Below are 22,782 nucleotides of genomic sequence, written 5' to 3' on the forward strand. Positions count from 1 at the left end.
TGCGCTCCTGCTCGACGACTCTTGTTCGTCGACTGCTTCTCGTCGACTACTTCTCGCCTATTACTTCTCGACGGCCTTCAGAGCGTTGACGATGCCGAAGCCGTAGAAGCCGTTCTGGTCGAGGGTGCCCTGGCACACCGCGTCCTGCGTGCCGTCACCGTTCTGGTCGTACGAGGTCGGGCAGGCGTGCTTGTCCGCCTCGGCCTTCAGCAGCCGCTGCAGCCGGCCCGGGTTGGCCCCCGGGTGCGTGGACTTCAGCAGCGCGGCGACACCGGCGGCGTGCGGCGACGCCATCGACGTGCCCTGCAGGAAGCCGTATCCGCCGTTCGGCATGGTGGACAGGATGCGGCCGTTCTTCGACGGCGTGTCCGGAATCTGGTAGCGGGCGTCGCCACCCGGGGCCGCGATGTCGACGACGCCGTTGCCGTACGTGGAGTAGTACGACTTCTCGTTCTTCACGCCCGTCGCGCTGACCGTGACGACACCCGGCAGCTGGGTGGGTACGTCGAAGCACTCGCTCGGGTCGATGGTGCGCGGGACCGGAGTGGTGTCGTTGGGGCTGGAGGCGTCCGCGATCGCGTCGGAGGCGAGGTCGTGGTTGGAGTTGCCCGCCGACGCCAGGTTCAGCGTGCCTTCCTTGGTGGCGTACTCCTGGGCGCGGTTGACCGCGTCGACGATCGCCTTCTGGTCCGGGTCGTCCATGCAGTTGTAGAGCCACGGGTCGACGTAGTAGCTGTTGTTCGTGATCTCGACGCCGTGGTCGGCGGCGAACACGAACGCGCAGACGACGCTCTCCGCGTAGAAGAGGCCGCTGGCGCGGTCGGTCACGTTGATGCCGGAGACCTTCACGCCCGGCGCGACACCGGCGACACCGACGCCGTTGCGGGCCGCGGCGATCTCGCCGGCCACGTGCGTACCGTGGTAGTCGTCCGCGGTGTAGGGACGCCAGGCGCCCTCACTGGTGTCCGCGACACCGCCGTTGCAGTTCGCCGACTGCGACTTGGAGAAGTTCGGCGCGAGGTCCGGGTGGGTGTCGTCGACGCCGGTGTCGATCACGGCGACGGTGACGTTCCTGCTGCCCGGGTTGATCGTCGCGGCCTTGTCGGCGCCGATGGCGCGCAGGTCCCACTGGTCGGCCTCGAGGGGCTCGGCGCCGGGCATGTCGGCCGATGCGGCCTTGACCTTCGCGGCCTCCTTGGCCGTCAGGTAGTCGACACCGCCCACCTCGGTCGTACCGGCCGGCGTCAGCGGCGAGGTCCGGGTGGCACCGGCGGACTGCACACCACGCACGGCGCGGATCTTCGCACCGAACGCCGGGTCGGTCGAGTGGACCACGATCACGCCGATCTCGTCGTACGTGATCACGATCTTGCCGCCGGCCTCGGCTATCGCCTCCTGGACCGCGGCTATCGTGCGCTTGTTCGTCTTCGTGTTCACGACGTACGAGAGGTTCGGGCCCTCCGCGGTCGCGGCGGTGGACTTCGCGACCGGGGCCGCCGAGGCGACACCCGGCAGGAAACCGAGCGAGGCGGTCAGCGACAGGACGACCGGCACCGCGAGAGCGAGCCGTCGTCTGGAGCGCAGATGAGCCATGGGTTCTCCACATCAGCTTCAAAGAAACCGGCCCGAGGCACACGGGTGCCTGGGCAGGTACATGACGTTGGTGGTGCAGCCCGAAGCTATCCCTGGTCGTCGTCGGCCAGCAACGACTTCACGGGCGGGAGGCCGAAGTAGAGGGGTAACCCTCGAAGTCACCGCACGTCCCGGCCGGTTCCGCATCGGTTTTCGAAAGAACCACACACGGTTGAACCGGTCCCACCGCGCCGCCGTGACGTTGTGCAGGGAGCCCGAGCACGATCGTGCATCCCGTCACCCAAGGAACAGAGCCCACCCCATGTCCGTACCCCAGCCGTCCCCCGACCCGACGGCGAAGCAGCCACCGTCCGCCGTCGCGACGGCGGCGCAGACGCGAGGAGACTCCGTGGCAACCGACGCACCGCCCCCCTCGAAGACCGAGCATCACCTCCCCTCGTCCGAGGAGTACGCCGCGGTCCATGAGAGCGCCGAGTTCGCCGAACTGCGCCGCTCCTACCGCTCGTTCGCCTTCCCGCTGACCGTGGGATTCATCGCCTGGTACCTGCTGTACGTCCTGCTCTCCAACTACGCGGGCGACTTCATGGGCACCAAGCTCTTCGGCAACATCAACGTCGCCTTCGTCCTCGGCGTCGCCCAGTTCGTCACCACGTTCCTCATCGCCTGGTGGTACTCGCGGCACGCCGCCGCGAAGCTCGACCCCAAGGCCGAGGCGATCAAGTCCCGGATGGAGGGCGGCGCATGAGCCCCGCACAGCAGACGTTCCTCGCGGCCAACGAGGCCAGCCAGCACCGGCCGCTCATCATCACCCTGTTCGGCCTCTTCGTCCTCGCGACCCTCGCCATCACCATCTGGGCCGGCCGCCAGACCAAGGACGCCGCCGACTTCTACGCGGGCGGACGCCAGTTCAGCGCCTTCCAGAACGGCCTCGCGGTCTCCGGCGACTACATGTCGGCCGCCTCGTTCCTCGGCATCGCCGGCGCCATCGCCCTCTTCGGCTACGACGGCTTCCTCTACTCCATCGGCTTCCTGGTCGCCTGGCTGGTCGCCCTCCTCCTGGTCGCCGAACCGCTGCGCAACTCCGGCCGCTACACCATGGGCGACGTCCTCGCCTACCGCATGCGCCAGCGCCCCGTGCGCACCGCCGCCGGCACCTCCACGATCGTCGTGTCGATCTTCTACCTGCTGGCCCAGATGGCGGGAGCGGGCGTCCTCGTCTCCCTGCTCCTCGGCATCACCTCCGACGCGGGCAAGATCCTCATCGTCGCCCTCGTCGGCCTCCTGATGATCGTCTACGTCTCCATCGGAGGCATGAAGGGCACCACCTGGGTCCAGATGGTCAAGGCCGTCCTGCTGATCGGCGGCACGATCCTCATCACCTTCCTGGTGCTGCTGAAGTTCAACTTCAACATCTCCGACCTGCTCGGCACCGCCGCCGAGAACAGCGGCAAGGGCGCCGCCTTCCTGGAGCCCGGCCTCCAGTACGGCGCGACCGGCACCTCCAAGCTGGACTTCATCTCCCTCGGCATCGCCCTGGTCCTCGGCACCGCCGGTCTGCCGCACATCCTGATCCGCTTCTACACGGTGCCCAACGCCAAGGCCGCCCGTAAGTCCGTGAACTGGGCCATCGGCATCATCGGCGGCTTCTACCTGATGACCATCGCCCTCGGCTTCGGCGCCGCCGCGCTGATCTCCCAGGACGAGATCATCGCCTCCAACCCGTCCGGCAACACCGCGGCCCCCCTGCTCGCCCTGCACCTCGGCGGCGTCGACTCGGCCTGGGGCGCGATCCTGCTCGCCACCATCTCGGCGGTGGCGTTCGCGACGATCCTCGCCGTGGTCGCCGGTCTCACCCTCGCCTCGTCGTCGTCCTTCGCGCACGACATCTACGCCAACGTCATCCGCAAGGGCAAGGCGTCCGGCGCCGAGGAGGTCCGGGCGGCCCGCTGGGCGACCGTCTTCATCGGCATCGTCTCCATCGGCCTGGGCGCCCTCGCCCGCGACCTGAACGTGGCCGGCCTGGTCGCGCTCGCCTTCGCGGTCGCGGCCTCCGCCAACCTCCCGACGATCCTCTACAGCCTTTTCTGGAAGAAGTTCACCACCCAGGGCGCGCTGTGGTCGATCTACGGCGGTCTGATCGTCGCCGTCGGCCTGGTGCTGTTCTCACCCGTCGTCTCCGGCGACCCGAAGGCGATGTTCCCGGACGTCGACTTCCACTGGTTCCCGCTGAAGAACCCGGGCATCATCTCCATCCCGTTCGGCTTCCTCATGGGCTTCCTCGGCACCGTCCTGTCCAAGGAGAAGCCCGACGAGGCCAAGTACGCCGAGCTGGAGGTCCGGTCCCTCACGGGCACCGGAGCCCACTGACCCGGCCCACCGCGCCCGGGGCCGCCGTAGATCCCTACGGCGGCCCCGCGCCGTGTCCGGTCGTAGGGATCTACGGCGATCGTGCGCCACATCTCGTGGGATCGGGCCGGTCATGTTGTCGGTGGTGTCACGTAGGCTCGCAAGTGTCGGCACACCAGTGATCGCTTCGAGGGAGGGGGCCCACGTGCTCATCGACACCTACGGCCGAGTGGCCACCGACCTGAGGGTCTCGCTGACCGACCGGTGCAATCTGCGCTGCACGTACTGCATGCCCGAGGAGGGTCTGCAGTGGCTGGCCAAGCCCGACCTGCTCAGCGACGACGAGATCGTCCGCCTGATCGACATAGCCGTGCGCACCCTGGGCATCACGGAGGTCCGCTTCACCGGCGGTGAGCCGCTGCTGCGCCCCGGCCTGGTCGGCATCGTGGAGCGGGTGGCTGCTCTCGCCCCCCGCCCGCAGATGTCCCTGACCACCAACGGCATCGGCCTCAAGCGCACGGCGACGGCCCTGAAGGCGGCGGGCCTGGACCGGGTGAACGTCTCCCTGGACACCCTGCGCCCCGACGTCTTCAAGACCCTCACCCGCCGCGACCGTCACAAGGACGTCCTGGAGGGTCTGGAGGCCGCCCGTGACGCGGGCCTGACACCGGTCAAGGTCAACTCGGTCCTGATGCCCGGCCTGAACGACAACGAGGCCCCGGACCTCCTCGCCTGGGCCGTCGAGCACGACTACGAGCTGCGTTTCATCGAGCAGATGCCCCTGGACGCCCAGCACGGCTGGAAGCGCGACGGCATGGTGACGGCGGGCGACATCCTGGCCTCCCTGCGCACCCGCTTCGACCTCACCGCCGAGGGCCAGGACGCGCGCGGCTCGGCCCCGGCGGAACGCTGGCTGGTCGACGGCGGCCCCCACCGCGTCGGCGTCATCGCCTCCGTCACCCGCCCGTTCTGCTCGGCCTGCGACCGCACCCGCCTGACCGCCGACGGCCAGGTCCGCACCTGTCTGTTCGCCCGCGAGGAGACGGACCTGCGCGCCGCGCTGCGCTCGGGCGCACCGGACGAGGAGATCGCCCGGATCTGGCGCCTGGCGATGTGGGGCAAGAAGGCGGGAGCGGGCCTGGACGACCCTTCCTTCGTCCAGCCGGACCGTCCGATGTCGGCCATCGGCGGCTGACCGGAAGGACCGGGCGCGCTACGGCGCCGGTTCCTCCCACTCGCCCAGCTCGACGACGTCCTTCAGGAAGCCCCGCACCCCGAGGAACTGCGAGAGATGCTCCCGGTGCTCGTCGCACGCGAGCCACGTCTTGCGGCGCTCCGGCGTGTGCAGTTTCGGGTTGTTCCAGGCGAGCACCCAGACCGCGTCGGCCCGGCAGCCCTTGGCCGAACAGATGGGGGAGGACGGATCGGAACCGGCGGCGTCGAGGATGTTCACACGTCGACCCTAGGGCCTGTCGTTTGGATCATGCCGGCTTCGGGCCACGGTGTCTGATGACTGCCGGTGAGCGGGGCTTGGTGCGTGCAGATGCAAGGCGGAGGAAGGCGTCGACGCGGAGCGTCGGCAACTGACGACAACGCCGCAGATGTGCGTGCCGAGCCCCGCGGCCCAGGCGTGATCCAAACGACAGGTCCTAGCCGCAGAAAAGGCGACGCCGAGCAGCCACGGGGGGAGCTGCCCGGCGTCGGTCTGTCGCTCCGACGGGGGATGCGGAGCGCGTACGAAGTATGTCACGGGTGGGCCTCCACCCGGCACAGGAACTACATGATTGATCTGAGCATTTCTTGAGCTTGGCGGGTGGCCGGATTCCGCTTCCGCCGGCCTCCCGGCGCTCAGATGTGTTCGCGCGACTCGCCGTGCCGGCCGCCCGCCGGGTCGGCCGTGACGTCCTCCGGGACGGATTCCGCGAAGGGCTCCCCGGCCCCGGAACCGGCCGGCGGCGCGGCATCCGTCTCCCGCGGCGGTGTGATCATCGGCCGCGTCGGGGCGTGCACGAACGTGGACGGCAGCGAGGGCGCGTTCTCCCGTCCCGCGTTGGCGATCACCACGGCCACGTACGGCAGCACCCCGCCGAGCACCAGTGCGACGACCGCGACGTGCCGTTCGACGTTCCACAGGACCGCGGCGGCGATCACCGCGAGCGTACGGACGGACATGGAGATGATGTAGCGGCGCTGCCGGCCGCGGACGTCGTCGGCGAGGCTCTGCCGGGCGCCCGTGATCCGGAAGACCTCGACGTCGCCCTGCTTCCGCATCACGTTCCACCACCCGCCTGTCTCGGACGCTCCCGGCCCGTGCCCGTCCGCGCCGCCCCACGGAACGCGGTCCGGACACGGTCCACGGTACGCCGCGACTGCGCCGCCCACGAGACCGGGTCGCCCCCGACGGAGAGCGGAGCCCCTGCGCCGCCGCGCGTACGGCAGGGCCCGACATGCGGCGTATCGCGGGCGGGCCGACACTGGGCGTACTGCTCACGTCGAGCCGTACGAGGAGGCAGCCATGGGCTGGTTGTGGGCGATCATCGTGGGATTCATCCTGGGCCTGCTGGCGAAGGCGATCCTCCCGGGCAAGCAGCACAGCCCGCTCTGGCTGACGACGATCTTCGGCATGCTGGGCGCCGTCATCGGCAACGCGATCGCGCGCGGCTTCGGCGTCGAGGAGACGGCCGGCATCGACTGGAGCCGCCACATCTTCCAGCTGGTCGCCGCCATCGTCATCGTGGCCTTCGGCGACATGGCCTACGTGGCGACCCTGGGCAAGAGGAAACAACGGCGGACCTGAGCCCCGTGAGGGGCGCGGGGAACAGCGCGAGCGACCACACCGCAGCGGCACTCGCCGGACCCCCCGCCCCTACGACGCTAGGCCCCGGTCACCTCGACCGCGGCCAGGTTCTTCTTCCCCCGCCGCAGCACGAGCCACCGCCCGTGAATGAGGTCCTCCGCCGCCGGCACGGCGTCCTCGGCGGTGACCTTCACGTTGTTCACGTAGGCCCCGCCCTCCTTCACGGTCCGCCGCCCCGCGGACTTGCTCGGCACCAGACCGGCCTCCGCGAGGAGATCCACGACCGGCGCCGGCTCGGGCACCTTCACATGCGGCAGCTCGGACAGGGCCGCGGCCAGCGTCCGCTCGTCCAGCTCCGCCAGCTCACCCTGCCCGAAGAGGGCACGGGACGCGGCGATCACGGCGGCCGTCTGCTCCGCCCCGTGCACCAGCGTCGTCAGCTCCTCGGCCAGCGCGCGCTGCGCGGCACGCGCCTGCGGCCGCTCCTCGGTCTGCCGCTCCAGCTCCTCCAGCTCCGCACGGGACCTGAAGGACAGGATCCGCATGTACCCGCTGATGTCCCGGTCGTCCACGTTCAGCCAGAACTGGTAGAACGCGTACGGCGACGTCATCTCCGGGTCGAGCCAGACGGCACCGCCCTCGGTCTTGCCGAACTTCGTGCCGTCCGCCTTGGTCATCAGCGGTGTGGCCAGCGCGTGCGCCTCCACCCCCGGCTCCATCCGGTGGATCAGGTCCAGACCGGCCGTGAGGTTGCCCCACTGGTCGCTGCCGCCCTGCTGGAGCGTGCAGCCGTACCTGCGGTAGAGCTGGAGGAAGTCCATGCCCTGGAGGATCTGGTAGCTGAACTCGGTGTAGCTGATGCCCTGTTCGGACTCCAGCCGGCGGGCGACCGAGTCCTTCGCCAGCATCTTGTTGACGCGGAAGTGCTTGCCGATGTCCCGCAGGAACTCGATGGCCGACAGGCCCTCGGTCCAGTCGAGGTTGTTGACCATGACGGCCGCGTTCTCCCCCTCGAAGGAGAGGAACGGCTCGATCTGGGCACGCAGCCTGCCGACCCAGCCCGCGACCGTCTCCGGGTCGTTGAGCGTGCGCTCCGCCGTCGGGCGGGGGTCGCCGATCAGGCCCGTCGCCCCGCCGACCAGTGCCAGCGGCCGGTGCCCGGCCTGCTGGAGCCGGCGCACGGTGAGCACCTGCACCAGATGCCCGACGTGCAGGGACGGCGCGGTCGGGTCGAAACCGCAATAGAACGTGACGGGACCGTCCGCGAGAGCCTTGCGCAAAGCGTCCTCGTCGGTGGACAGGGAGAACAGCCCCCGCCACTTCAGCTCGTCGACGATGTCCGTCACGGTTCTCTTGTCTCCTCGGGTGGGTCGTAATCAGGTACGAGGTTATACGCCCTGGCTGACAGAACTCATATTGAAATCCGGCACCCGCAGCGCGGGCATCGCCGCCCGGGTGAAGTAGTCGCTCCACTCGCGCGGCAGGGTCTTCTCGGTGCGCCCGGCCTCCGTGGCCCGGCCGAGCAGGTCCACCGGCGACTCGTTGAACCGGAAGTTGTTGACCTCGCCCGTGACCTCGCCGTTCTCCACGAGGTAGACCCCGTCCCGGGTCAGCCCGGTCAGCAGCAGCGTCGCCGGATCGACCTCCCGGATGTACCACAGGCAGGTCAGCAGCAGCCCGCGCCGGGTGTTCGCGACCATCTCCTCCAGGGAGCGGTCCTCGCCGCCGTCCAGGATCAGATTGCCGATCGTGGGCACCACCGGCAGCCCGGTCAGGCCCGCGCTGTGCCGGGTGGTCGGCAGATGCGCGATCTCGCCCCGGCTGATCCACTCGGTCTCCCGCAGCGGCAGGCCGTTGTCGAACACCGAGCTGTCGCCGCCGGAGGAGTGCGCCAGCACGAAGGGCGCGGACTCCAGGCCCGGCTCGTCCGGGGCGCTGCGCAGGGTCAGCGGCAGGTCGGTCAGCCGCTCGCCGATCCGCGTACCGCCGCCGGGCTTGCTGAACACCGTGCGGCCCTCCGCCGCGTCCCGCGCCGACGCCGACCACATCTGGTAGATCAGCAGGTCGGACACCGCCGTCGGCGGCAGCAGCGTCTCGTACCGGCCGGCCGGCAGCGGCACCCGCCGCTCGGCCCAGCCCAGCCGCACGGCCAGCTCCGCGTCCAGGGCCGCCGGGTCGACGTCCCGGAAGTCCCGTGTGGAGCGCCCCGCCCAGGCCGAACGCCGGCGGTCCGGCGACTTGGCGTTCAGTTCCAGCGTGCCGTTCGGCTGGTCGTGCCGCAGGCGCAGCCCCGTGGACGTACCGAGGTAGCTCGACACCATCTCGTGGTTGGCGAAGCCGTACAGCTCACGGCCGCCGGCCCGCGCGCGGGCGAACGACTCCCCGAGCGCCGGCGCGAAGTCGGCGAACACGGCGGAGGAGGTCTCGGCGGGCGCGTCCTCGAAGTGGGGGGAGTGCGCCACGCCCGTGACCAGCGGCTGGGCGTCCTCGGCGGGTCCGGCGCCCCGCGCGGCGGCCTCGGCGGCCCGCACCAGCGGCTCCAGCTCCTCGGCGGTGACGGCGGACCGCGACACCACTCCCGAGGCGGTGCCCTCCTTGCCGTCGACGGTGGCGATCACGGTCACCGACCGGCCCCGGGTGACTCCGTTCGTGGTCAGCGCGTTGCCGGCCCAGCGCAGGTTCGCCGTCGAGTACTCGTCGGCGATCACCACACAGCCGTCGGCCCGCGACAGCTGCAGCGCCCGCTCGACGACCTCGTGCGGCTTGTTCGTACGGGCGCTCATCGGCCGGCCTCCTGGGTGGTGTTCAGAATGTTGACGCCCTTGAAGAGGGCCGACGGGCAGCCGTGCGACACGGCGGCGACCTGGCCCGGCTGGGCCTTCCCGCAGTTGAAGGCGCCGCCCAGGACGTAGGTCTGCGGACCGCCCAGGGCCGCCATGGAACCCCAGAAGTCGGTGGTCGTCGCCTGGTAGGCGACGTCCCGCAGCTGCCCGGTGATCCGCCCGTTCTCGATCCTGAAGAACCGCTGACCGGTGAACTGGAAGTTGTAGCGCTGCATGTCGATGGACCACGACCGGTCCCCGACGACGTAGATCCCCCGGTCGACCCCGCCGATCAGGTCCTCGGTGGACATCCCGGCCGGGTCCGGCCGCAGCGACACGTTGGCCATGCGCTGCACCGGCACGTGCCCGGGGGAGTCGGCGTACGCGCAGCCGTTGGAGCGGCCGAGACCGGTCAGCTTCGCGATCCGCCGGTCGAGCTGGTACCCGACGAGGGTGCCGTCCTTCACCAGGTCCCAGCTCTGGCCCGCCACGCCCTCGTCGTCGTAGCCGATGGTCGCCAGCCCGTGCTCGGCGGTGCGGTCTCCGGTGACGTTCATCAGCTCGGAGCCGTACCGGAGTCTGTTCAGCTTGTCGAAGGTGGCGAAGGACGTGCCGGCGTACGCGGCCTCGTAGCCGAGCGCACGGTCCAGCTCGGTGGCGTGGCCGATGGACTCGTGGATGGTGAGCCACAGGTTGGAGGGGTCGACGACCAGGTCGTACACGCCCGACTCCACGCTCGGCGCCCGCATCTTCTCGGCGAGCAGCTCCGGGATCCGCGCCAGCTCGTCGTCCCAGTCCCAGCCGGTGCCCGTGAGGTACTCCCAGCCGCGCCCCACCGGCGGTGCCAGCGTCCGCATCGAGTCGAACTCACCGCTGGACTCGTCGACCGAGACGGCCGTCAGCGACGGGTGCAGCCGGACGCGCTGCTGGGTGGTGACGGTTCCGGCGGTGTCCGCGTAGAACTTGTTCTCGTGCACCGTGAGCAGCGAGGCGTCCACATGGTCGACCCCGTCGGCCGCCAGCAGCCGCGTGCTCCACTCCGTGAGCAGCGCGGTCTTCTCCTCGTCGGGGACGGTGAAGGGATCGATCCCGTACGAGGAGATCCAGGTCCTGTCCGCGTGCACCGGCTCGTCCGCCAGCTCCACCCGCTCGTCGGACCCGGCGGCCCTGATGACCTGCGCGGACAGCTTGGCCATGGCCACGGCCTGCGAGGCGACCTTCGCGGCGGCGTCCATCGTCAGGTCCACCCCGGAGGCGAACCCCCAGGTCCCGCCGTGCACCACCCGCACCGCGTACCCGAGGTCCGTGGTGTCCGAGGACCCGGCCGGCTTGGCGTCCCGCAGCCGCCAGGAGGCACTGCGCACCCGCTCGAACCGGAAGTCCGCGTGATCGGCCCCGAGGGCACGCGCGCGGGCGAGTGCGGCGTCGGCCAAGGCCCTCAGCGGTAGTGCCGTGAAGGCTTCGTCGATGGAATGAGGCACCGAGGTCTCCCTGTTGCCGAACGGTTGTCGTGGCCTGTCGGTTCCGATCATGTCGCGCCCACGGGCACCGGGACCACATTTTTCGGCCTGCGGTCGCCATGCTGTGTGGCGTGCGTTCTGTAGGGACCCCACAGCGCCGTCCCCGAGCCACTGTCACAGCTCGAATGCCCGCCCGGCGGACCGGACCGATAGGTTTTCGAGGAAGGCGCCTGCCGTCCAGGCATGTGGGCAGGCGTTCCGACCGCTATGGAAAGGGTGATCCGTTGAGCCGCTCGGTTCTCGTCACCGGAGGCAACCGGGGCATCGGCCTCGCCATCGCCCGCGCGTTCGCCGACGCCGGCGACAAGGTCGCCATCACGTACCGCTCCGGGGAGCCGCCGGCCGCCCTCACCGAATTGGGCTGCCTGGCGGTCAAGTGCGACATCACCGACTCCGAGCAGGTGGAGCAGGCCTACAAGGAGATCGAGGCCGTGCACGGCCCCGTGGAGGTCCTGATCGCCAACGCCGGCGTCACCAAGGACCAGCTCCTGATGCGCATGTCCGAGGAGGACTTCACCTCGGTCATCGACACCAACCTCACGGGCACCTTCCGGGTGGTCAAGCGCGCCAACCGCGGCATGCTGCGGGCCAAGAAGGGGCGCGTCGTCCTCATCTCCTCGGTCGTGGGCCTCTACGGCTCGCCCGGGCAGGCCAACTACGCCGCCTCCAAGGCCGCCCTGGTCGGCTTCGCGCGCTCCCTCGCCCGTGAGCTGGGCTCGCGTGACATCACCTTCAACGTCGTCGCGCCCGGCTTCGTCGACACCGACATGACCAAGGTGCTCACCGACGAGCAGCGCGCGGGCATCGTGAAGCAGGTGCCGCTCGGCCGTTACGCACAGCCCGAGGAGATCGCCGCGACGGTGCGGTTCCTCGCCTCGGACGACGCCTCGTACATCACTGGAGCCGTCATCCCCGTAGACGGCGGACTGGGAATGGGTCACTGATCACCATGAGCGGAATCCTTGAAGGCAAGCGCGTCCTGATCACCGGTGTGCTGATGGAGTCCTCCATCGCCTTCCACACCGCCAAACTGGCGCAGGAGCAGGGCGCGGAGATCATCCTGACCGCGTTCCCGCGGCCCACGCTGACCGAGCGCATCGCCAGGAAGCTCCCCAAGCCGACCAAGGTCATCGAGCTGGACGTCACCAACGACGAGCACCTCGGGCGGCTGGCCGACATCGTCGGCGAGGAGCTGGGCGGCCTCGACGGCGTGGTCCACTCCATCGGTTTCGCCCCGCAGGACGCCCTCGGCGGCAACTTCCTGAACACGCCGTTCGAGTCCGTCGCCACCGCGATGCACGTCTCGGCGTACTCCCTGAAGTCGCTGACCATGGCCTGCCTGCCGCTGATGCAGAACGGCGGGTCCGTCGTCGGCCTCACCTTCGACGCGCAGTACGCCTGGCCGCAGTACGACTGGATGGGCCCGGCCAAGGCCGCACTGGAGGCCACCAGCCGCTACATGGCGCGTGACCTGGGCAAGCAGAACATCCGCTGCAACCTCATCTCCGCCGGGCCCATCGGCTCCATGGCCGCCAAGTCCATCCCGGGCTTCGGCGAGCTGGCCGCCGTGTGGGACGACCGTTCGCCGCTGGAGTGGGACCTCAAGGACCCCGAGCCGGCCGGCCGCGGTGTCGTCGCGCTGCTCAGCGACTGGTTCCCGAAGACCACCGGCGAGATCATCCACGTCGACGGCGGACTGCACGCGATCGGCGCGTAGCACCGCCGCCCGGCTCCACCGGCGTACGAGGGCGCGCATCCATTCGGGTGTGCGCCCTCGCCGTACTCCTCTTCCCGGGGACGATCACTCGTTCGGCTCAGCCGGCGGGGCGCCGGGGCCCGGTGCCGCGCACGCTGGAGCCGTACCGCTCAGCCGCTCGGCCTGAGGAGGTTCCCTTGTGCGCGTCTTCCGTAGCATCGCCCCGGCGGTCCTCGCCCTCGCCCTGGCTCTCCTCCCCGCCCTCCCGTCCGCGGCGCGTCCGGCCGACAGGCCCGACCCGTTCGGCGCGGCCTGCCGCAGTACCGTCACCGGTTCCCGGGTGACGGCGCACTGCTACAACCCCTACGCCTCCGTCGACCGCGTCCGGCTGCACATCGAGTGCGCGCGCTGGTGGGACATCGACAGCGACAGCGCCGCCGTCGCGGCGGGGCCGGCGCAGAACGTACGGCTCGCCGGGCGCTGCTGGAAGGAGGTCCGCTCGGTGTGGTTCAGCCACCAGCGGGGGGAGGGCTGACCCGCCCCGGGCGGCAGTGGAAGGGGTACCCGGCCGCCTCCGCCGCCGCGGTCCCGGCGTCGCCCGCGCGCACGGCGTCCACCAGCCGGGAGTGGTCCAGGTACGTCTCCGGCCTCAGCTCCCCGCCCACGTCACCGCGCAGCCAGTCCCGCAGGACCTCGCCCAGGTCCGCGTAGACCGTCGTGACGACGTCGTTGTGGGAGGCGGCCACGACCGCCATGTGGAAGGTCGCGTCGGCGGCCACGAACGCCTCCGCGTCCCCCGACGCCCACGCCTCCTCCCGGCGCACGAGGAGCGCGTCGAGCTGCTTGAGGTCCTTCTCGGTGCGCCGCTCGGCGGCGAGCCCGGCGGCGCTCGACTCCAGCGCGGAGCGCAGCTCGGCGATGTGGGTGGGGTCGGCGCCGGCGAAGCGGCGGTGCATCACGCCCGCGAGTTCGCTGGTCGCGACGACATAGGTACCGGAGCCCTGACGGATGTCGAGCAGCCCGTTGTGCGCGAGCGCGCGGACGGCCTCGCGGACCGTGTTCCGGGCGACCCCCAGCTGTTCGACCAGTTCGGGCTCGGTGGGGATACGGGAGCCGACCGGCCACTCGCCGGAGGTGATCTGGTTCCGCACGGCGGCGATGACCTGCTCGGACAGCGCCGATCGGCGGGGATGGCTCAGCGGCATGGCACACCTTCGCACGCGCGGGCCGACCGGGGGAGGCCGACCCATGGACAACCAATCATCCTATGATTCTATGATGGGTGTCATGGCGAGCGAGGAAACCTTGAGACCGGCAGCGGCACCGATCCCGGCAGCGACATCGGCGTCGGTGCCGGCGGCGGCACGGGGACGGACGGCAACCGAACGCGGCGCGCCCGCACGCCCCGCGCCGGACGGCAGTCCCGCACCCGAGGGCCCGGCGCACGGTACGCGCGCGTGGACCGCACGGCTGCTGGTGGCCGGCATCGTCCTGACGGCGCTCAACCTCCGCCCCGCCATCACCAGCCTCGGGGCCCTCCTCGACGAGGTGCGCGCCGGGCTCGGCATGAGCGGCAGCGTCGCCGGTCTCCTCACGTCCGTGCCGTCGCTCTGCTTCGCCGTCTTCGGCGTCATGGCGCCCCGGCTCGCCCGCCGCTTCGGCCCGGCCGCCGTCGTCTGCGCCGGCATGGCCGCGATCGCCGGAGGTCTGCTGCTGCGGCCGTACGCGGGTGGCACGGCCGGCTTCGTGGCCGCGAGCGCCCTCGCGCTGATGGGTATCGCCGTCAGCAACGTCCTGATGCCGGTCATCGTCAAGCGCTGGTTCCCGGACCGGATCGGCTCCATGACCGGCCTCTACTCCATGGCACTCTCCCTCGGCACCGCCACCGCCGCGGCCGTCACCGTGCCCATGACGGCGTCCCTGGGCGGCAGTTGGCAGACCGGCCTCGCGGTGTGGGCCGGCCTCGCGGCGGCCGCGGTGCTGCCCTGGCTGCCCTTCGTCCGGGACCGGTCCACGCACACCGCCGGGCCGGCCCCCGCGCGGGAGGAGGGGACCGTCCGGGTCACCCGGAGCCGCACCGCCTGGGCCCTGGCCGTGTTCTTCGGGCTCCAGGCCACCGCCGCCTACATCACGATGGGGTGGATGGCGCAGATCTTCCGGGACGCCGGGGTCCCGGCCGGCGAGGCGGGGCTGCTGCTGGCCGTCACGATGGTGATGGGCGTACCGCTGGCCTTCGTGATCCCCCGGCTCGCCACCCGGCTGCCCCATCAGGGGCCCATCGTGGTCGGCCTGGGAGCCTGCGGGCTCCTCGGGTACGCCGGCCTGTACGCCGCCCCGGCCGGGGGAGCCTGGGCCTGGGCCGTACTGATCGGCATCGCCAACTGCTCCTTCCCGCTGGCCCTCACCATGGTCGGCATGCGGGCCAGGACCGGTGCGGGGGTGGCCCGGCTGTCCGCCTTCGCGCAGAGCACCGGGTACCTCATCTCGATCCCCGGCCCGCTCCTCGTCGGCGTGCTCTACCAGCACAGCGGCGGCTGGGGGCTGCCCCTCGCCCTCATGGCCGCCCTGATGATCCCGCAGATGGCGGCGGGCCTCCTCGCGGGCCGTGACCGGGTCGTCGAGGACGAGGCGGCCCGCTGACGCACGCCCCCGGCGGCCCGGGCCGGGACCCGGGGTGCGAGACTGGGCCCATGCCAGTGCTCGACCCGAACCCCCAGAACGGCCAGAAGAAGATGCTCCTGGTCTTCGGCTCGTTCCTCGCCATCTTCGTCGTCATCGGGATCATCGCCGCCATCGCGTCACCGTGACCCCGCCGCGGGGTGGGGTTAACCCCCCGTCCCCTAGGGGGTGAGTCTCAGGGTGAAGTGGGTGGATCACCTGATGGGCCGGACCGCTCGCGGTCCGTAACGTCGAGATGTGGCCGCAGGGGACCCGCGAGGGCCCACGGAGGACCGGGCCACGAGGACTCGCAGACCACGGAGGCGGCATGTCGGCCCGTACGCACACCCGGCCCCACCCGGCGCCCGCAGGCGGTGTCGCCTTCCGGCTCCCCTGGTGGGCGCTCGCCCTGCCCGCCCTCGGCTTCGTCACCCTCCTGCTGATGATCCTCAACCCCGCCCAGGCCCAGGCGGCGGGCGGCGATCCCGCCCTCACCCACCTTCTGGAGCTCATACGCCAGGTGCTTCCGGGCCACGCGCGGTGACGACCGGCCGACCCACCGGAACCACGTGTACCGGTGCCGGGTATCCACACTTCAACTCCCTGCGCCCCATGGCCTGTTTCGTGCGAAGCTGGGACGCATGAGCGTCGCAGAATCCCGCAGGATCGTCCTCTTCCGGCATGCGAAGGCCGACTGGCCACAGGTCTCCGACCACGAGCGGCCGCTCGCCGACCGGGGCCGTACGGACGCCGCCGTCGCCGGGCGCAAGCTGGCCGACTCCGGCATCGCCCTCGACCTTGCCCTCTGCTCCACCGCCGTCAGAACCCGCGAGACCTGGAAGCTGGCCGTCCACGAGCTGCCCGAGCGGCCGAAAACGGTCTACGAGGAGCGGATCTACGAGGCTTCGCCCGGCGAGCTGATCGCCCTGCTCAACGAGACCCCGGACGACGTGCGGAACGTGGTCCTGATCGGACACAACCCCGGGATCCAGAGCCTCGCCGACATCCTCGCGGGAAGCGCCGAGGGTGACACCCGCGCGCGCCTGAACCGCCACGGATTCCCCGCCGCCGCCTTCGCCGTGCTCTCCTTCGAGGGCGTCTGGAAGAGCCTGGAGCCGGGCGTCGCCACCCTCGCCGACTACTGGGCGCCGACGGAGTAACCCCACCCCCGCGGCCCACCGGGGCCCTGGACATCGCACCCGGCACACGGCACGGCCGAGGCCCGGCACTCCTTCGGTGCCGGGCCTCCATGCCGCGTACGCCCTGTTACTCGTCGTGCGTGTCCGCGGCCTCGACCTCTTCGCGGGTCACGCCGAGGAGGTACAGCACGGTGTCGAGGAAGGGGAAGTTCACCGCGGTGTGCGCGGCCTCGCGGACCACCGGCTTGGCGTTGAAGGCGACCCCCAGACCGGCCGCGTTGAGCATGTCGAGGTCGTTCGCGCCGTCACCGATCGCCACGGTCTGGGCCAGCGGCACACCCGCCTCGGCGGCGAACCGGCGCAGCAGCCGTGCCTTGCCCGCGCGGTCCACGATCTCCCCGACCACCCGACCGGTGAGCCTGCCGTCCACGATCTCCAAGGTGTTGGCCTGCGCGAAGTCGAGCCCCAGCCGCTCCTTGAGATCGTCCGTGACCTGGGTGAACCCGCCCGAGACGACACCGACCTGGAAACCCAGCCGCTTCAGCGTGCGGATCAGCGTGCGCGCCCCCGGCGTGAGCCGCACCTCGCTGCGCACCTTCTCCACCACCGAGGCGTCCAGGCCCTCCAGCAGCGCCACGCGCGCGTGCAGCGACTGCTCGAAGTCCAGCTCGCCGCGCATCGCGGCCTCGGTCACCCCGGCGACCTCCTTCTCGCACCCGGCGTGCGCGGCGAAGAGCTCGATCACCTCGTCCTGGATGAGGGTGGAGTCCACGTCCATGACCACCAGCCGCTGCGCCCGCCGGTGCAGCCCCGCCGCGACCACGGCGACGTCCACGCCCAGCGCGACCGACTCGGTGACCAGCGCGGTCCGCAGCGTCTCCGGCTCCGTACCGGAGACCGCGAACTCGACGGCCGTCACCGGGTACTTGGCGAGCCGGAAGATACGGTCGATGTTGCCGCCGGTCGCCGTGATCCGGGCGGCGATGCGGGCGGTGGACTCGGCGGTCAGCGGGTGGCCCAGCACCGTGACGTGCGAGCGGCCGAGTCCGCGGGGACGGTTGTCGCCCAGACCGGAGATGATCTCCGCCTGCATCTTCATCGACTCCGCCCAGCTGTGGACGGTCGCCCGCAGGTCGCCCTCCTGCCCGGCGGGCGGCTCGGTCACGAGCGCGCACAGCACGATCCGGCCACGGGTGACGACCTGCTCGATGTCGACCACGTCGACGGAGTACGCGGCGAGGGTGTCGAACAGCCCGGCGGTGATGCCCGGCCGGTCCTTGCCGAAGATCTTGACGAGGAGAGTGGGGACGTCAGAGGAGATCTGCGAAGCGCTCATGATGTGCCCACCGTATCCGGCGTCCCGGGCCTTTTGCCCCTGAGGTCCGCCCAGCGGACGGAGAACACTGGGTTACGGGCGGTCGACGCCCGCCCGGATCGTGTACGACACCCAGGAGCGCCCGCCCGGACCACTCCCGTCCCCGGCATCTCACCGTCCCCGGGGCCCCTGAGGCCCCCGTGACGGTGGCGGCGGAGGCGGCGGCCCCTCCTCCGGTGGTGGTGGCGGGGCAGGCCAGACGCTCGACCCCGACCCCGACCCCGGCCCCGGTCCTGCCCCTGATCCCGGCCGCTGCCCGGGCCGTCGCGGCGGAGGCGTGAACCGCCGCGCCACCGTGGGCGCCCCGTACACATCGGGCGGCGGCGCCCCCGGACCCCCGGGACGGCTCCGGCCCCCGGAGCCCGCCGGACCCCCGCCCCCGCCCGGCCCCCCGGCACCGCTCTCGGCACCGCCCGGCCCCCACGCCTCCCGTACCTCCCGACCCCCTCGCGTCTCCCGGGGCTCCCGCAACTCGTCCGGCAGCCGCAGATATGGATTGGTGTCGGGATTGGGCGGCCGGTACGGCATGCCCGGCGTGTACGGTCCCGAGAAGGAGCCGGCCACCGCGGCCGCGGAGCCCCCGGCCCGCCCGGCACCGGCCTCCCCGCGTGCCCACGGCGACGCCCGCAGCCCGGCGGCTCGCGTCGCGCAGGCCAGCAGCGCCCCGACGGCCCCCGCACCCGCGCCCCACAGTGCACCCAGCACCAGCGCCGCCGCGGGCCGCCCGCGCAGCTCGATGCCCGCGTCGAACGCGTCGATGCCGAACAGACCCAGCGAGGCGTCCACCGACACCTCCGTCAGCCGTACGAGCAGCGGCAGCGCCACCGCCGTCGCGAGGCCCAGCCGAAGAGCGCAGCTCCCCACGAAGCCGAGCGTGCCCCCACCCCGTACATCCGCACCGGACCCGTCACCGGCAGCGACGGCAGCGGTCCGCCGTACGAAAGGCGTACGGACGGCGGTGAGGACTCCCGCACACACCATCGTCAGCGCGGCCGCGAGGCCCAACAGCCAGACCCTGCCGTCCAGTTCCGCGAGGCGGCCGAGCGTGACGGGTTCGCCCGCGTCGACGCGCAGCAGCTCGTCGAGCGGGTCGGGCAGGAGGGCGGCGAGCGCGCCGGTGGCCCTGCCGTCCCAGGGGACGAGGAGGCCGAGGGGGACGCCCAGCCAGACGCCGTTGGGCGCGCCGAGGAGGGCCGCGCCGGCGATCCGGCCGGGGTGCGGGTCGCCGGTCGCCGCGTACGCCGCCGCCGCGAGCCCGGCCAGGACCGCCACCAGCAGCACGGAGACCACGGCGGACACGGCGGGCCGTACGACGCGGTGCAGCGCGTCCAGGGCGGGCGGCAGCGGGGTGTGCCGCGAGGCCAGCAGGGCGACGAGCAGCACGCCCGCGCACCAGGTCAGACCACCGAGGAGGGTCGGCACGGCGTCGACGGTGAAGCCGACATGGGCCTGCGCGTCGGCCAGGTCGCCCAGCCGGTCCGGCAGCAGGCCGCCGCCGATGTCCCCCATGTCGCCTAGCCCGGGGATGCCCACGTCGTCGAGGGCGCCGCCGCCCGGCAGCGCTCCGTCGAGCCCCAGACGGTCACCGTCGAGGGTGACGACGGCGTGCCCGGCCCAGGCCAGCCCGCCCATCAGCGCCACGAAGAGCGCGAGCACCGCCGTTGCCCGCGCGAGGAGTTCGCCGGCGCCGACGACAACTCCCGCGCCCCGCAGGGACCGCAGGAAGAACCAGGCCAGCAGCAGTGCTCCCACCAGCGCGACACCCAGTGGCGTGATCTCGAGGGAGGTGGTGGCCTGCGCGCCTTCCAGGCCGAAGACGGACACGTCGCCGGACGGGGTCACCGACCCACCGGCCCCCAGCGCCACGACCGCCGCCGTCATGGGCCCGAGTTCGCCCGCGGTGTCGGCCTCCAGCAGATGCAGACCCAGCGCCGCTGTGCCCGCCATTCCGATCAACGCCCAGCTCACGGCGGCGATCGCGGAGAACAGGACGTCTCCCCACGGCACCTCTCCGCTCCGGCCGGCCTTTCGGTCGCTCATGGTCGGACCCCCCGATCCGCATCGCGGCGTTGGACCGCCGATGTCCCTCTCATGTGGGATTACCACTCTCCGGCCCGGTTTCAACCCCGTCAACGGGACCGGCCGACGACCCCCGTACGCACTCTTCACAAGGCCCGACTTTCGGTCAGGGGGCCGAGCCTGAAATAGTTCCCCCCGATGTTCGCCATCCCTAGACTCCCTGTGACGGGGGTAATTCGGGGGACAACTCAGTGGGGCATGGAGTGCCGGAACTCGTACTGGAATTGAACGGACAAACCTGGACGCTCGATCCGTCCAGGGCATACACCCTCGGACGTGATCCGCAGGGAGACATCGTGCTCGACGACGCCAGGGTGTCCTGGCGTCACGCCACGATCAGCTTCAGCGGCCGTGGTTGGGTGATCGAGGACCACGGCAGCACCAACGGCACCTTCGCGCAGGGGCAGCGGATCCACCAGCTGGAGATCGGTCCCGGCTCGGCCGTGCATCTGGGCAACGCGACCGACGGCCCGAGACTCGGCCTCTCCGGTACCGCCGCGTCCGTGGCGCAGCCCCAGCAGCAGCCGTACGCGGCGCAGGGGGCGAACGCCGGATACGCCGGCCAGCAGGCCCCGCAGCAGCAGGCTCCGCAGGCGGGCTGGCAGCAGCCGCAGGCACAGGTCCCGCACCAGCAGGGCCCCGGTGGTGGCGCGGGGGCGCCGCCGGTCTACGGCGACCGCAGCCCGACCACGTTCCACCACCTGTCGCTCGGCCGGGTCATGCGCATCGGCCGTGCGCTGGAGAACGAGCTGGTGGTCTCCGACCTCCAGGTCTCGCGCAACCACGCCGAGTTCCACGCGACGCCTGACGGGCGCTTCGAGATCCGTGACCTCGGTTCGCACAACGGCACGTTCGTCAACGGTATGCCGATCGCCAAGGGCGGCACGGCCCTCCTCGGCCCGAACGACATCGTCGGCGTCGGCCACTCGACGTTCCGCATCATCGGCGACCGGCTCGAAGAGTTCGTCGACACCGGTGACGTCTCCTTCTCCGCGCGCCATCTGACGGTCACCGTCGACGGCGGCAAGCAGATCCTGAAGGACGTCTCCTTCGGCGTCCCGGAGAAGTCGCTCATCGCGGTCATCGGCCCCTCCGGCTCCGGCAAGTCCACCCTGCTGAAGGCGCTCACGGGCTACCGCCCCGCCAACCAGGGCGACGTCCTCTACGACAACCGGAACCTGTACAAGCAGTTCGCCGAGCTGCGGCAGCGCATCGGTCTGGTCCCGCAGGACGACATCCTGCACAAGGAGCTGACCGTCAAGAAGGCCCTCAAGTACGCGGCCAAGCTGCGCTTCCCGGCCGACACCACGGCCAGGGAGCGCGACGCCCGTATCGACGAGGTGCTGCGCGAGCTGAAGCTCGACATCCACCGGGACAAGAAGATCACCTCGCTCTCCGGCGGCCAGCGCAAGCGCGTCTCGGTCGCCCTGGAGCTGCTGACCAAGCCGTCGCTGATCTTCCTGGACGAGCCGACCTCCGGTCTCGACCCGGGCATGGACCGCGACGTCATGCAGCTGCTGCGCGGCCTCGCCGACGACGGCCGTACGGTCCTGGTGGTCACCCACTCGGTGGCCGAGCTGGCGATCTGCGACAAGCTCCTGGTGATGGCCCCGGGCGGCTCGGTGGCGTACTTCGGTCCGCCCGAGGAGGCGCTGAACTTCTTCGGCTACGAGACCTGGGCCGACGTCTTCTCCGCCTTCGAGAACTACCGCGACTACGACTGGGCGGGCCGCTGGAAGGGCTCGCAGCACTACCAGATGTACGCCGCGGACATCGACGCCGTCGCCCCGCAGTCGGTGCACATGCCGCCGCCGCAGGCGATGCGCCCGCCGAAGCCGCAGGGCTGGATGTCGCAGCTCGGCACCCTGGTCCGGCGCTATGTCGCCGTCATCGCGTCCGACAAGGGCTTCCTGGCGCTGACGGTGATCCTGCCGGCCGTGCTCGGCGCGGTCAGCCTGCTCATCGACCCGGACAAGGACCTGCTGGTCCGGCCGGTGAACAAGGTGACGAACCTGCCTCTCCCGAACGGCACGGCCACCACGGTGCTGCTGATCCTCGCGGTCGGCGCGTGCTTCGCGGGGGCCGCCAACTCCGTCCGAGAGCTGATCAAGGAACGGGTGATCTACGAGCGGGAGCGGGCCACCGGCCTGTCGCGCTCGGCGTACCTGATGTCCAAGGTGATCGTCCTGGGCGCGGTCACCGTGTTCCAGGGCGCCATGGTCGGCGCGATCGGGTTCTCCAGCCGCACGATCCCGGACGAGTCCCTGATCTTCGGCGAGGGCAAGGTCGCCGTCATGCTGGAACTCTCCATCCCGATCATGGGCCTCGGCTTCACGTCCATGATGTTCGGCCTGGTCATCTCCTCGCTGGTGAAGACCGCCGAGAAGACGATGCCGCTGCTGGTGATGTTCGCGATCGTCCAGGTCGTCTTCACCGGCTGCCTCTTCGCCCTGCACGGCAGCCCCGGCGTCAACGAGTTCTCGTACCTGATGCCCTCGCGCTGGGCGGTGGCCGCGGCCGGTGCCACGCTGGACTTCAACAACATCAGCCCGCCGAAGGAGGCGGGGGACACCGACCCGCTGTGGAACCACACGGTCGGCGCCTACAGCCTCGACATGATCGCCCTCATCGTGCTCGGCGTGATCTGCGGAGTCCTCGTGGCCCGCTTCCTGCGCCGCCACGAGCCGGAGGTCATGCGGAAGTGACCGGCGGACACTGACGAACGAGGGGCGGCACCCGCACCGGGTGCCGCCCTTC

21 protein-coding genes are annotated in these 22,782 nt (G+C 71.1%); 12 read left to right on the forward strand and 9 right to left on the reverse strand.

Features of this window, described 5'->3' with window-relative positions:
• Positions 1-60: 60 nt before the first annotated feature.
• A complete protein-coding gene (locus tag SCAB_RS34080; RefSeq protein WP_013004662.1) occupies positions 61-1,593 on the reverse strand; it encodes a S8 family serine peptidase in 1,533 nt (510 codons plus the stop codon).
• Positions 1,594-1,981: 388 nt separating this feature from the next.
• On the opposite strand from SCAB_RS34080, the gene SCAB_RS34085 reads away from it, so the two are divergent.
• The 3 genes from SCAB_RS34085 to moaA all read left to right on the forward strand — a co-directional run bounded on the left by SCAB_RS34085 (position 1,982) and on the right by moaA (position 5,134).
• Positions 1,982-2,338, forward strand: coding sequence for a DUF485 domain-containing protein (locus SCAB_RS34085; protein WP_037728368.1), 357 nt, complete (start codon positions 1,982-1,984; stop codon positions 2,336-2,338).
• The gene (locus SCAB_RS34090; protein ID WP_013004664.1) at positions 2,335-3,960 is read left to right on the forward strand and encodes a solute symporter family protein; all 1,626 of its coding nucleotides are present in this window, start codon (positions 2,335-2,337) and stop codon (positions 3,958-3,960) included. The genes SCAB_RS34085 and SCAB_RS34090 overlap by 4 nt, the downstream gene beginning before the upstream one ends.
• A 184-nt stretch (positions 3,961-4,144) precedes the next feature.
• On the forward strand, positions 4,145-5,134 hold the full coding sequence (moaA, locus tag SCAB_RS34095) for a GTP 3',8-cyclase MoaA (RefSeq protein WP_013004665.1): 990 nt from the start codon (positions 4,145-4,147) through the stop codon (positions 5,132-5,134).
• An 18-nt stretch (positions 5,135-5,152) separates the two neighbouring features.
• Here the strand turns inward: moaA and SCAB_RS34100 are convergent, their stop codons facing one another.
• Both SCAB_RS34100 and SCAB_RS34105 read right to left on the reverse strand, forming a co-directional pair.
• Positions 5,153-5,392: a hypothetical protein gene (locus SCAB_RS34100; protein ID WP_013004666.1), complete on the reverse strand. Its 240-nt coding sequence runs from the start codon at positions 5,390-5,392 to the stop codon at positions 5,153-5,155.
• Positions 5,393-5,787: 395 nt separating this feature from the next.
• Entirely contained in the window at positions 5,788-6,210 is a 423-nt protein-coding gene (locus SCAB_RS34105) for a DUF3099 domain-containing protein (RefSeq protein WP_037728281.1), read from the reverse strand.
• Positions 6,211-6,454: 244 nt separating this feature from the next.
• On the opposite strand from SCAB_RS34105, the gene SCAB_RS34110 reads away from it, so the two are divergent.
• On the forward strand, positions 6,455-6,736 hold the full coding sequence (locus SCAB_RS34110; RefSeq protein ID WP_013004668.1) for a GlsB/YeaQ/YmgE family stress response membrane protein: 282 nt from the start codon (positions 6,455-6,457) through the stop codon (positions 6,734-6,736).
• 77 nt (positions 6,737-6,813) lie between these two features.
• On the opposite strand, the gene tyrS is transcribed toward SCAB_RS34110, so the two are convergent.
• From tyrS to SCAB_RS34125, 3 genes are read right to left on the reverse strand one after another with little or no spacing between them, the layout of a single operon-like run.
• Positions 6,814-8,082: a tyrosine--tRNA ligase gene (tyrS, locus tag SCAB_RS34115; protein WP_013004669.1), complete on the reverse strand. Its 1,269-nt coding sequence runs from the start codon at positions 8,080-8,082 to the stop codon at positions 6,814-6,816.
• 42 nt (positions 8,083-8,124) lie between these two features.
• Entirely contained in the window at positions 8,125-9,519 is a 1,395-nt protein-coding gene (locus tag SCAB_RS34120) for a metallopeptidase TldD-related protein (protein ID WP_013004670.1), read from the reverse strand.
• A complete protein-coding gene (locus tag SCAB_RS34125) occupies positions 9,516-11,039 on the reverse strand; it encodes a TldD/PmbA family protein (protein ID WP_013004671.1) in 1,524 nt (507 codons plus the stop codon). Before SCAB_RS34125 ends, SCAB_RS34120 begins: the two co-directional genes overlap by 4 nt.
• Before the next feature lie 263 nt (positions 11,040-11,302).
• On the opposite strand from SCAB_RS34125, the gene fabG reads away from it, so the two are divergent.
• The 3 genes from fabG to SCAB_RS34140 all read left to right on the forward strand — a co-directional run bounded on the left by fabG (position 11,303) and on the right by SCAB_RS34140 (position 13,309).
• Positions 11,303-12,022, forward strand: a complete 720-nt coding sequence (gene fabG / locus SCAB_RS34130) for a 3-oxoacyl-[acyl-carrier-protein] reductase (protein ID WP_037728284.1) — start codon at positions 11,303-11,305, stop codon at positions 12,020-12,022.
• Positions 12,023-12,027: 5 nt separating this feature from the next.
• The gene (fabI, locus tag SCAB_RS34135) at positions 12,028-12,795 is read left to right on the forward strand and encodes an enoyl-ACP reductase FabI (protein ID WP_013004673.1); all 768 of its coding nucleotides are present in this window, start codon (positions 12,028-12,030) and stop codon (positions 12,793-12,795) included.
• A gap of 178 nt (positions 12,796-12,973) precedes the next feature.
• Positions 12,974-13,309, forward strand: coding sequence for a hypothetical protein (locus SCAB_RS34140; protein WP_013004674.1), 336 nt, complete (start codon positions 12,974-12,976; stop codon positions 13,307-13,309).
• Here SCAB_RS34140 and SCAB_RS34145 read toward each other — a convergent pair.
• Positions 13,284-13,979 (reverse strand): FadR/GntR family transcriptional regulator, encoded by a 696-nt coding sequence (locus tag SCAB_RS34145; RefSeq protein WP_013004675.1) that lies wholly within the window; start codon positions 13,977-13,979, stop codon positions 13,284-13,286. The two genes, SCAB_RS34140 and SCAB_RS34145, sit on opposite strands and share 26 nt — an antisense overlap.
• A 70-nt stretch (positions 13,980-14,049) precedes the next feature.
• Between SCAB_RS34145 and SCAB_RS34150 the strand changes: the two genes are divergently transcribed.
• From SCAB_RS34150 to SCAB_RS34160, 4 genes are all read left to right on the forward strand, one after another.
• Positions 14,050-15,414, forward strand: a complete 1,365-nt coding sequence (locus SCAB_RS34150; RefSeq protein WP_408054976.1) for a CynX/NimT family MFS transporter — start codon at positions 14,050-14,052, stop codon at positions 15,412-15,414.
• Between the two features lie 50 nt (positions 15,415-15,464).
• Positions 15,465-15,581 carry an SGM_5486 family transporter-associated protein gene (locus SCAB_RS49105; RefSeq protein ID WP_005477623.1) on the forward strand — a complete coding sequence of 39 codons (117 nt, stop codon included), beginning with the start codon at positions 15,465-15,467 and terminating at the stop codon, positions 15,579-15,581.
• A 179-nt stretch (positions 15,582-15,760) separates the two neighbouring features.
• On the forward strand, positions 15,761-15,976 hold the full coding sequence (locus SCAB_RS34155; RefSeq protein WP_013004677.1) for a hypothetical protein: 216 nt from the start codon (positions 15,761-15,763) through the stop codon (positions 15,974-15,976).
• A 97-nt stretch (positions 15,977-16,073) separates the two neighbouring features.
• Positions 16,074-16,592: a SixA phosphatase family protein gene (locus SCAB_RS34160; protein ID WP_013004678.1), complete on the forward strand. Its 519-nt coding sequence runs from the start codon at positions 16,074-16,076 to the stop codon at positions 16,590-16,592.
• A gap of 106 nt (positions 16,593-16,698) precedes the next feature.
• Here the strand turns inward: SCAB_RS34160 and serB are convergent, their stop codons facing one another.
• Together serB and SCAB_RS34170 are read right to left on the reverse strand one after the other, a co-directional pair.
• The gene (gene serB / locus SCAB_RS34165; RefSeq protein WP_013004679.1) at positions 16,699-17,907 is read right to left on the reverse strand and encodes a phosphoserine phosphatase SerB; all 1,209 of its coding nucleotides are present in this window, start codon (positions 17,905-17,907) and stop codon (positions 16,699-16,701) included.
• A 150-nt stretch (positions 17,908-18,057) separates the two neighbouring features.
• On the reverse strand, positions 18,058-19,986 hold the full coding sequence (locus SCAB_RS34170; protein WP_037728289.1) for a streptophobe family protein: 1,929 nt from the start codon (positions 19,984-19,986) through the stop codon (positions 18,058-18,060).
• 242 nt (positions 19,987-20,228) lie between these two features.
• On the opposite strand from SCAB_RS34170, the gene SCAB_RS34175 reads away from it, so the two are divergent.
• Positions 20,229-22,730, forward strand: coding sequence for an ABC transporter ATP-binding protein/permease (locus SCAB_RS34175; protein ID WP_037728291.1), 2,502 nt, complete (start codon positions 20,229-20,231; stop codon positions 22,728-22,730).
• The last annotated feature ends 52 nt before the right edge of the window (positions 22,731-22,782 follow it).

This window comes from Streptomyces scabiei 87.22, assembly GCF_000091305.1.
GTDB lineage: Bacteria > Actinomycetota > Actinomycetes > Streptomycetales > Streptomycetaceae > Streptomyces > Streptomyces scabiei.

Excerpts from the sequence above, each read along its gene's own strand:
- SCAB_RS34080 (WP_013004662.1), bottom strand. The coding sequence starts at position 1,593 with ATGGCTCATCTGCGCTCCAGACGACGGCTCGCTCTCGCGGTGCCGGTC.
- SCAB_RS34090 (WP_013004664.1), top strand. The coding sequence starts at position 2,335 with ATGAGCCCCGCACAGCAGACGTTCCTCGCGGCCAACGAGGCCAGCCAG.
- SCAB_RS34105 (WP_037728281.1), bottom strand. The coding sequence starts at position 6,210 with ATGCGGAAGCAGGGCGACGTCGAGGTCTTCCGGATCACGGGCGCCCGG.
- SCAB_RS34110 (WP_013004668.1), top strand. The coding sequence starts at position 6,455 with ATGGGCTGGTTGTGGGCGATCATCGTGGGATTCATCCTGGGCCTGCTG.
- SCAB_RS34120 (WP_013004670.1), bottom strand. The coding sequence starts at position 9,519 with ATGAGCGCCCGTACGAACAAGCCGCACGAGGTCGTCGAGCGGGCGCTG.
- fabI (WP_013004673.1), top strand. The coding sequence starts at position 12,028 with ATGAGCGGAATCCTTGAAGGCAAGCGCGTCCTGATCACCGGTGTGCTG.
- SCAB_RS34145 (WP_013004675.1), bottom strand. The coding sequence starts at position 13,979 with ATGCCGCTGAGCCATCCCCGCCGATCGGCGCTGTCCGAGCAGGTCATC.
- SCAB_RS34150 (WP_408054976.1), top strand. The coding sequence starts at position 14,050 with ATGATGGGTGTCATGGCGAGCGAGGAAACCTTGAGACCGGCAGCGGCA.
- SCAB_RS49105 (WP_005477623.1), top strand. The coding sequence starts at position 15,465 with ATGCCAGTGCTCGACCCGAACCCCCAGAACGGCCAGAAGAAGATGCTC.
- SCAB_RS34155 (WP_013004677.1), top strand. The coding sequence starts at position 15,761 with ATGTCGGCCCGTACGCACACCCGGCCCCACCCGGCGCCCGCAGGCGGT.
- SCAB_RS34160 (WP_013004678.1), top strand. The coding sequence starts at position 16,074 with ATGAGCGTCGCAGAATCCCGCAGGATCGTCCTCTTCCGGCATGCGAAG.
- serB (WP_013004679.1), bottom strand. The coding sequence starts at position 17,907 with ATGAGCGCTTCGCAGATCTCCTCTGACGTCCCCACTCTCCTCGTCAAG.
- SCAB_RS34170 (WP_037728289.1), bottom strand. The coding sequence starts at position 19,986 with ATGAGCGACCGAAAGGCCGGCCGGAGCGGAGAGGTGCCGTGGGGAGAC.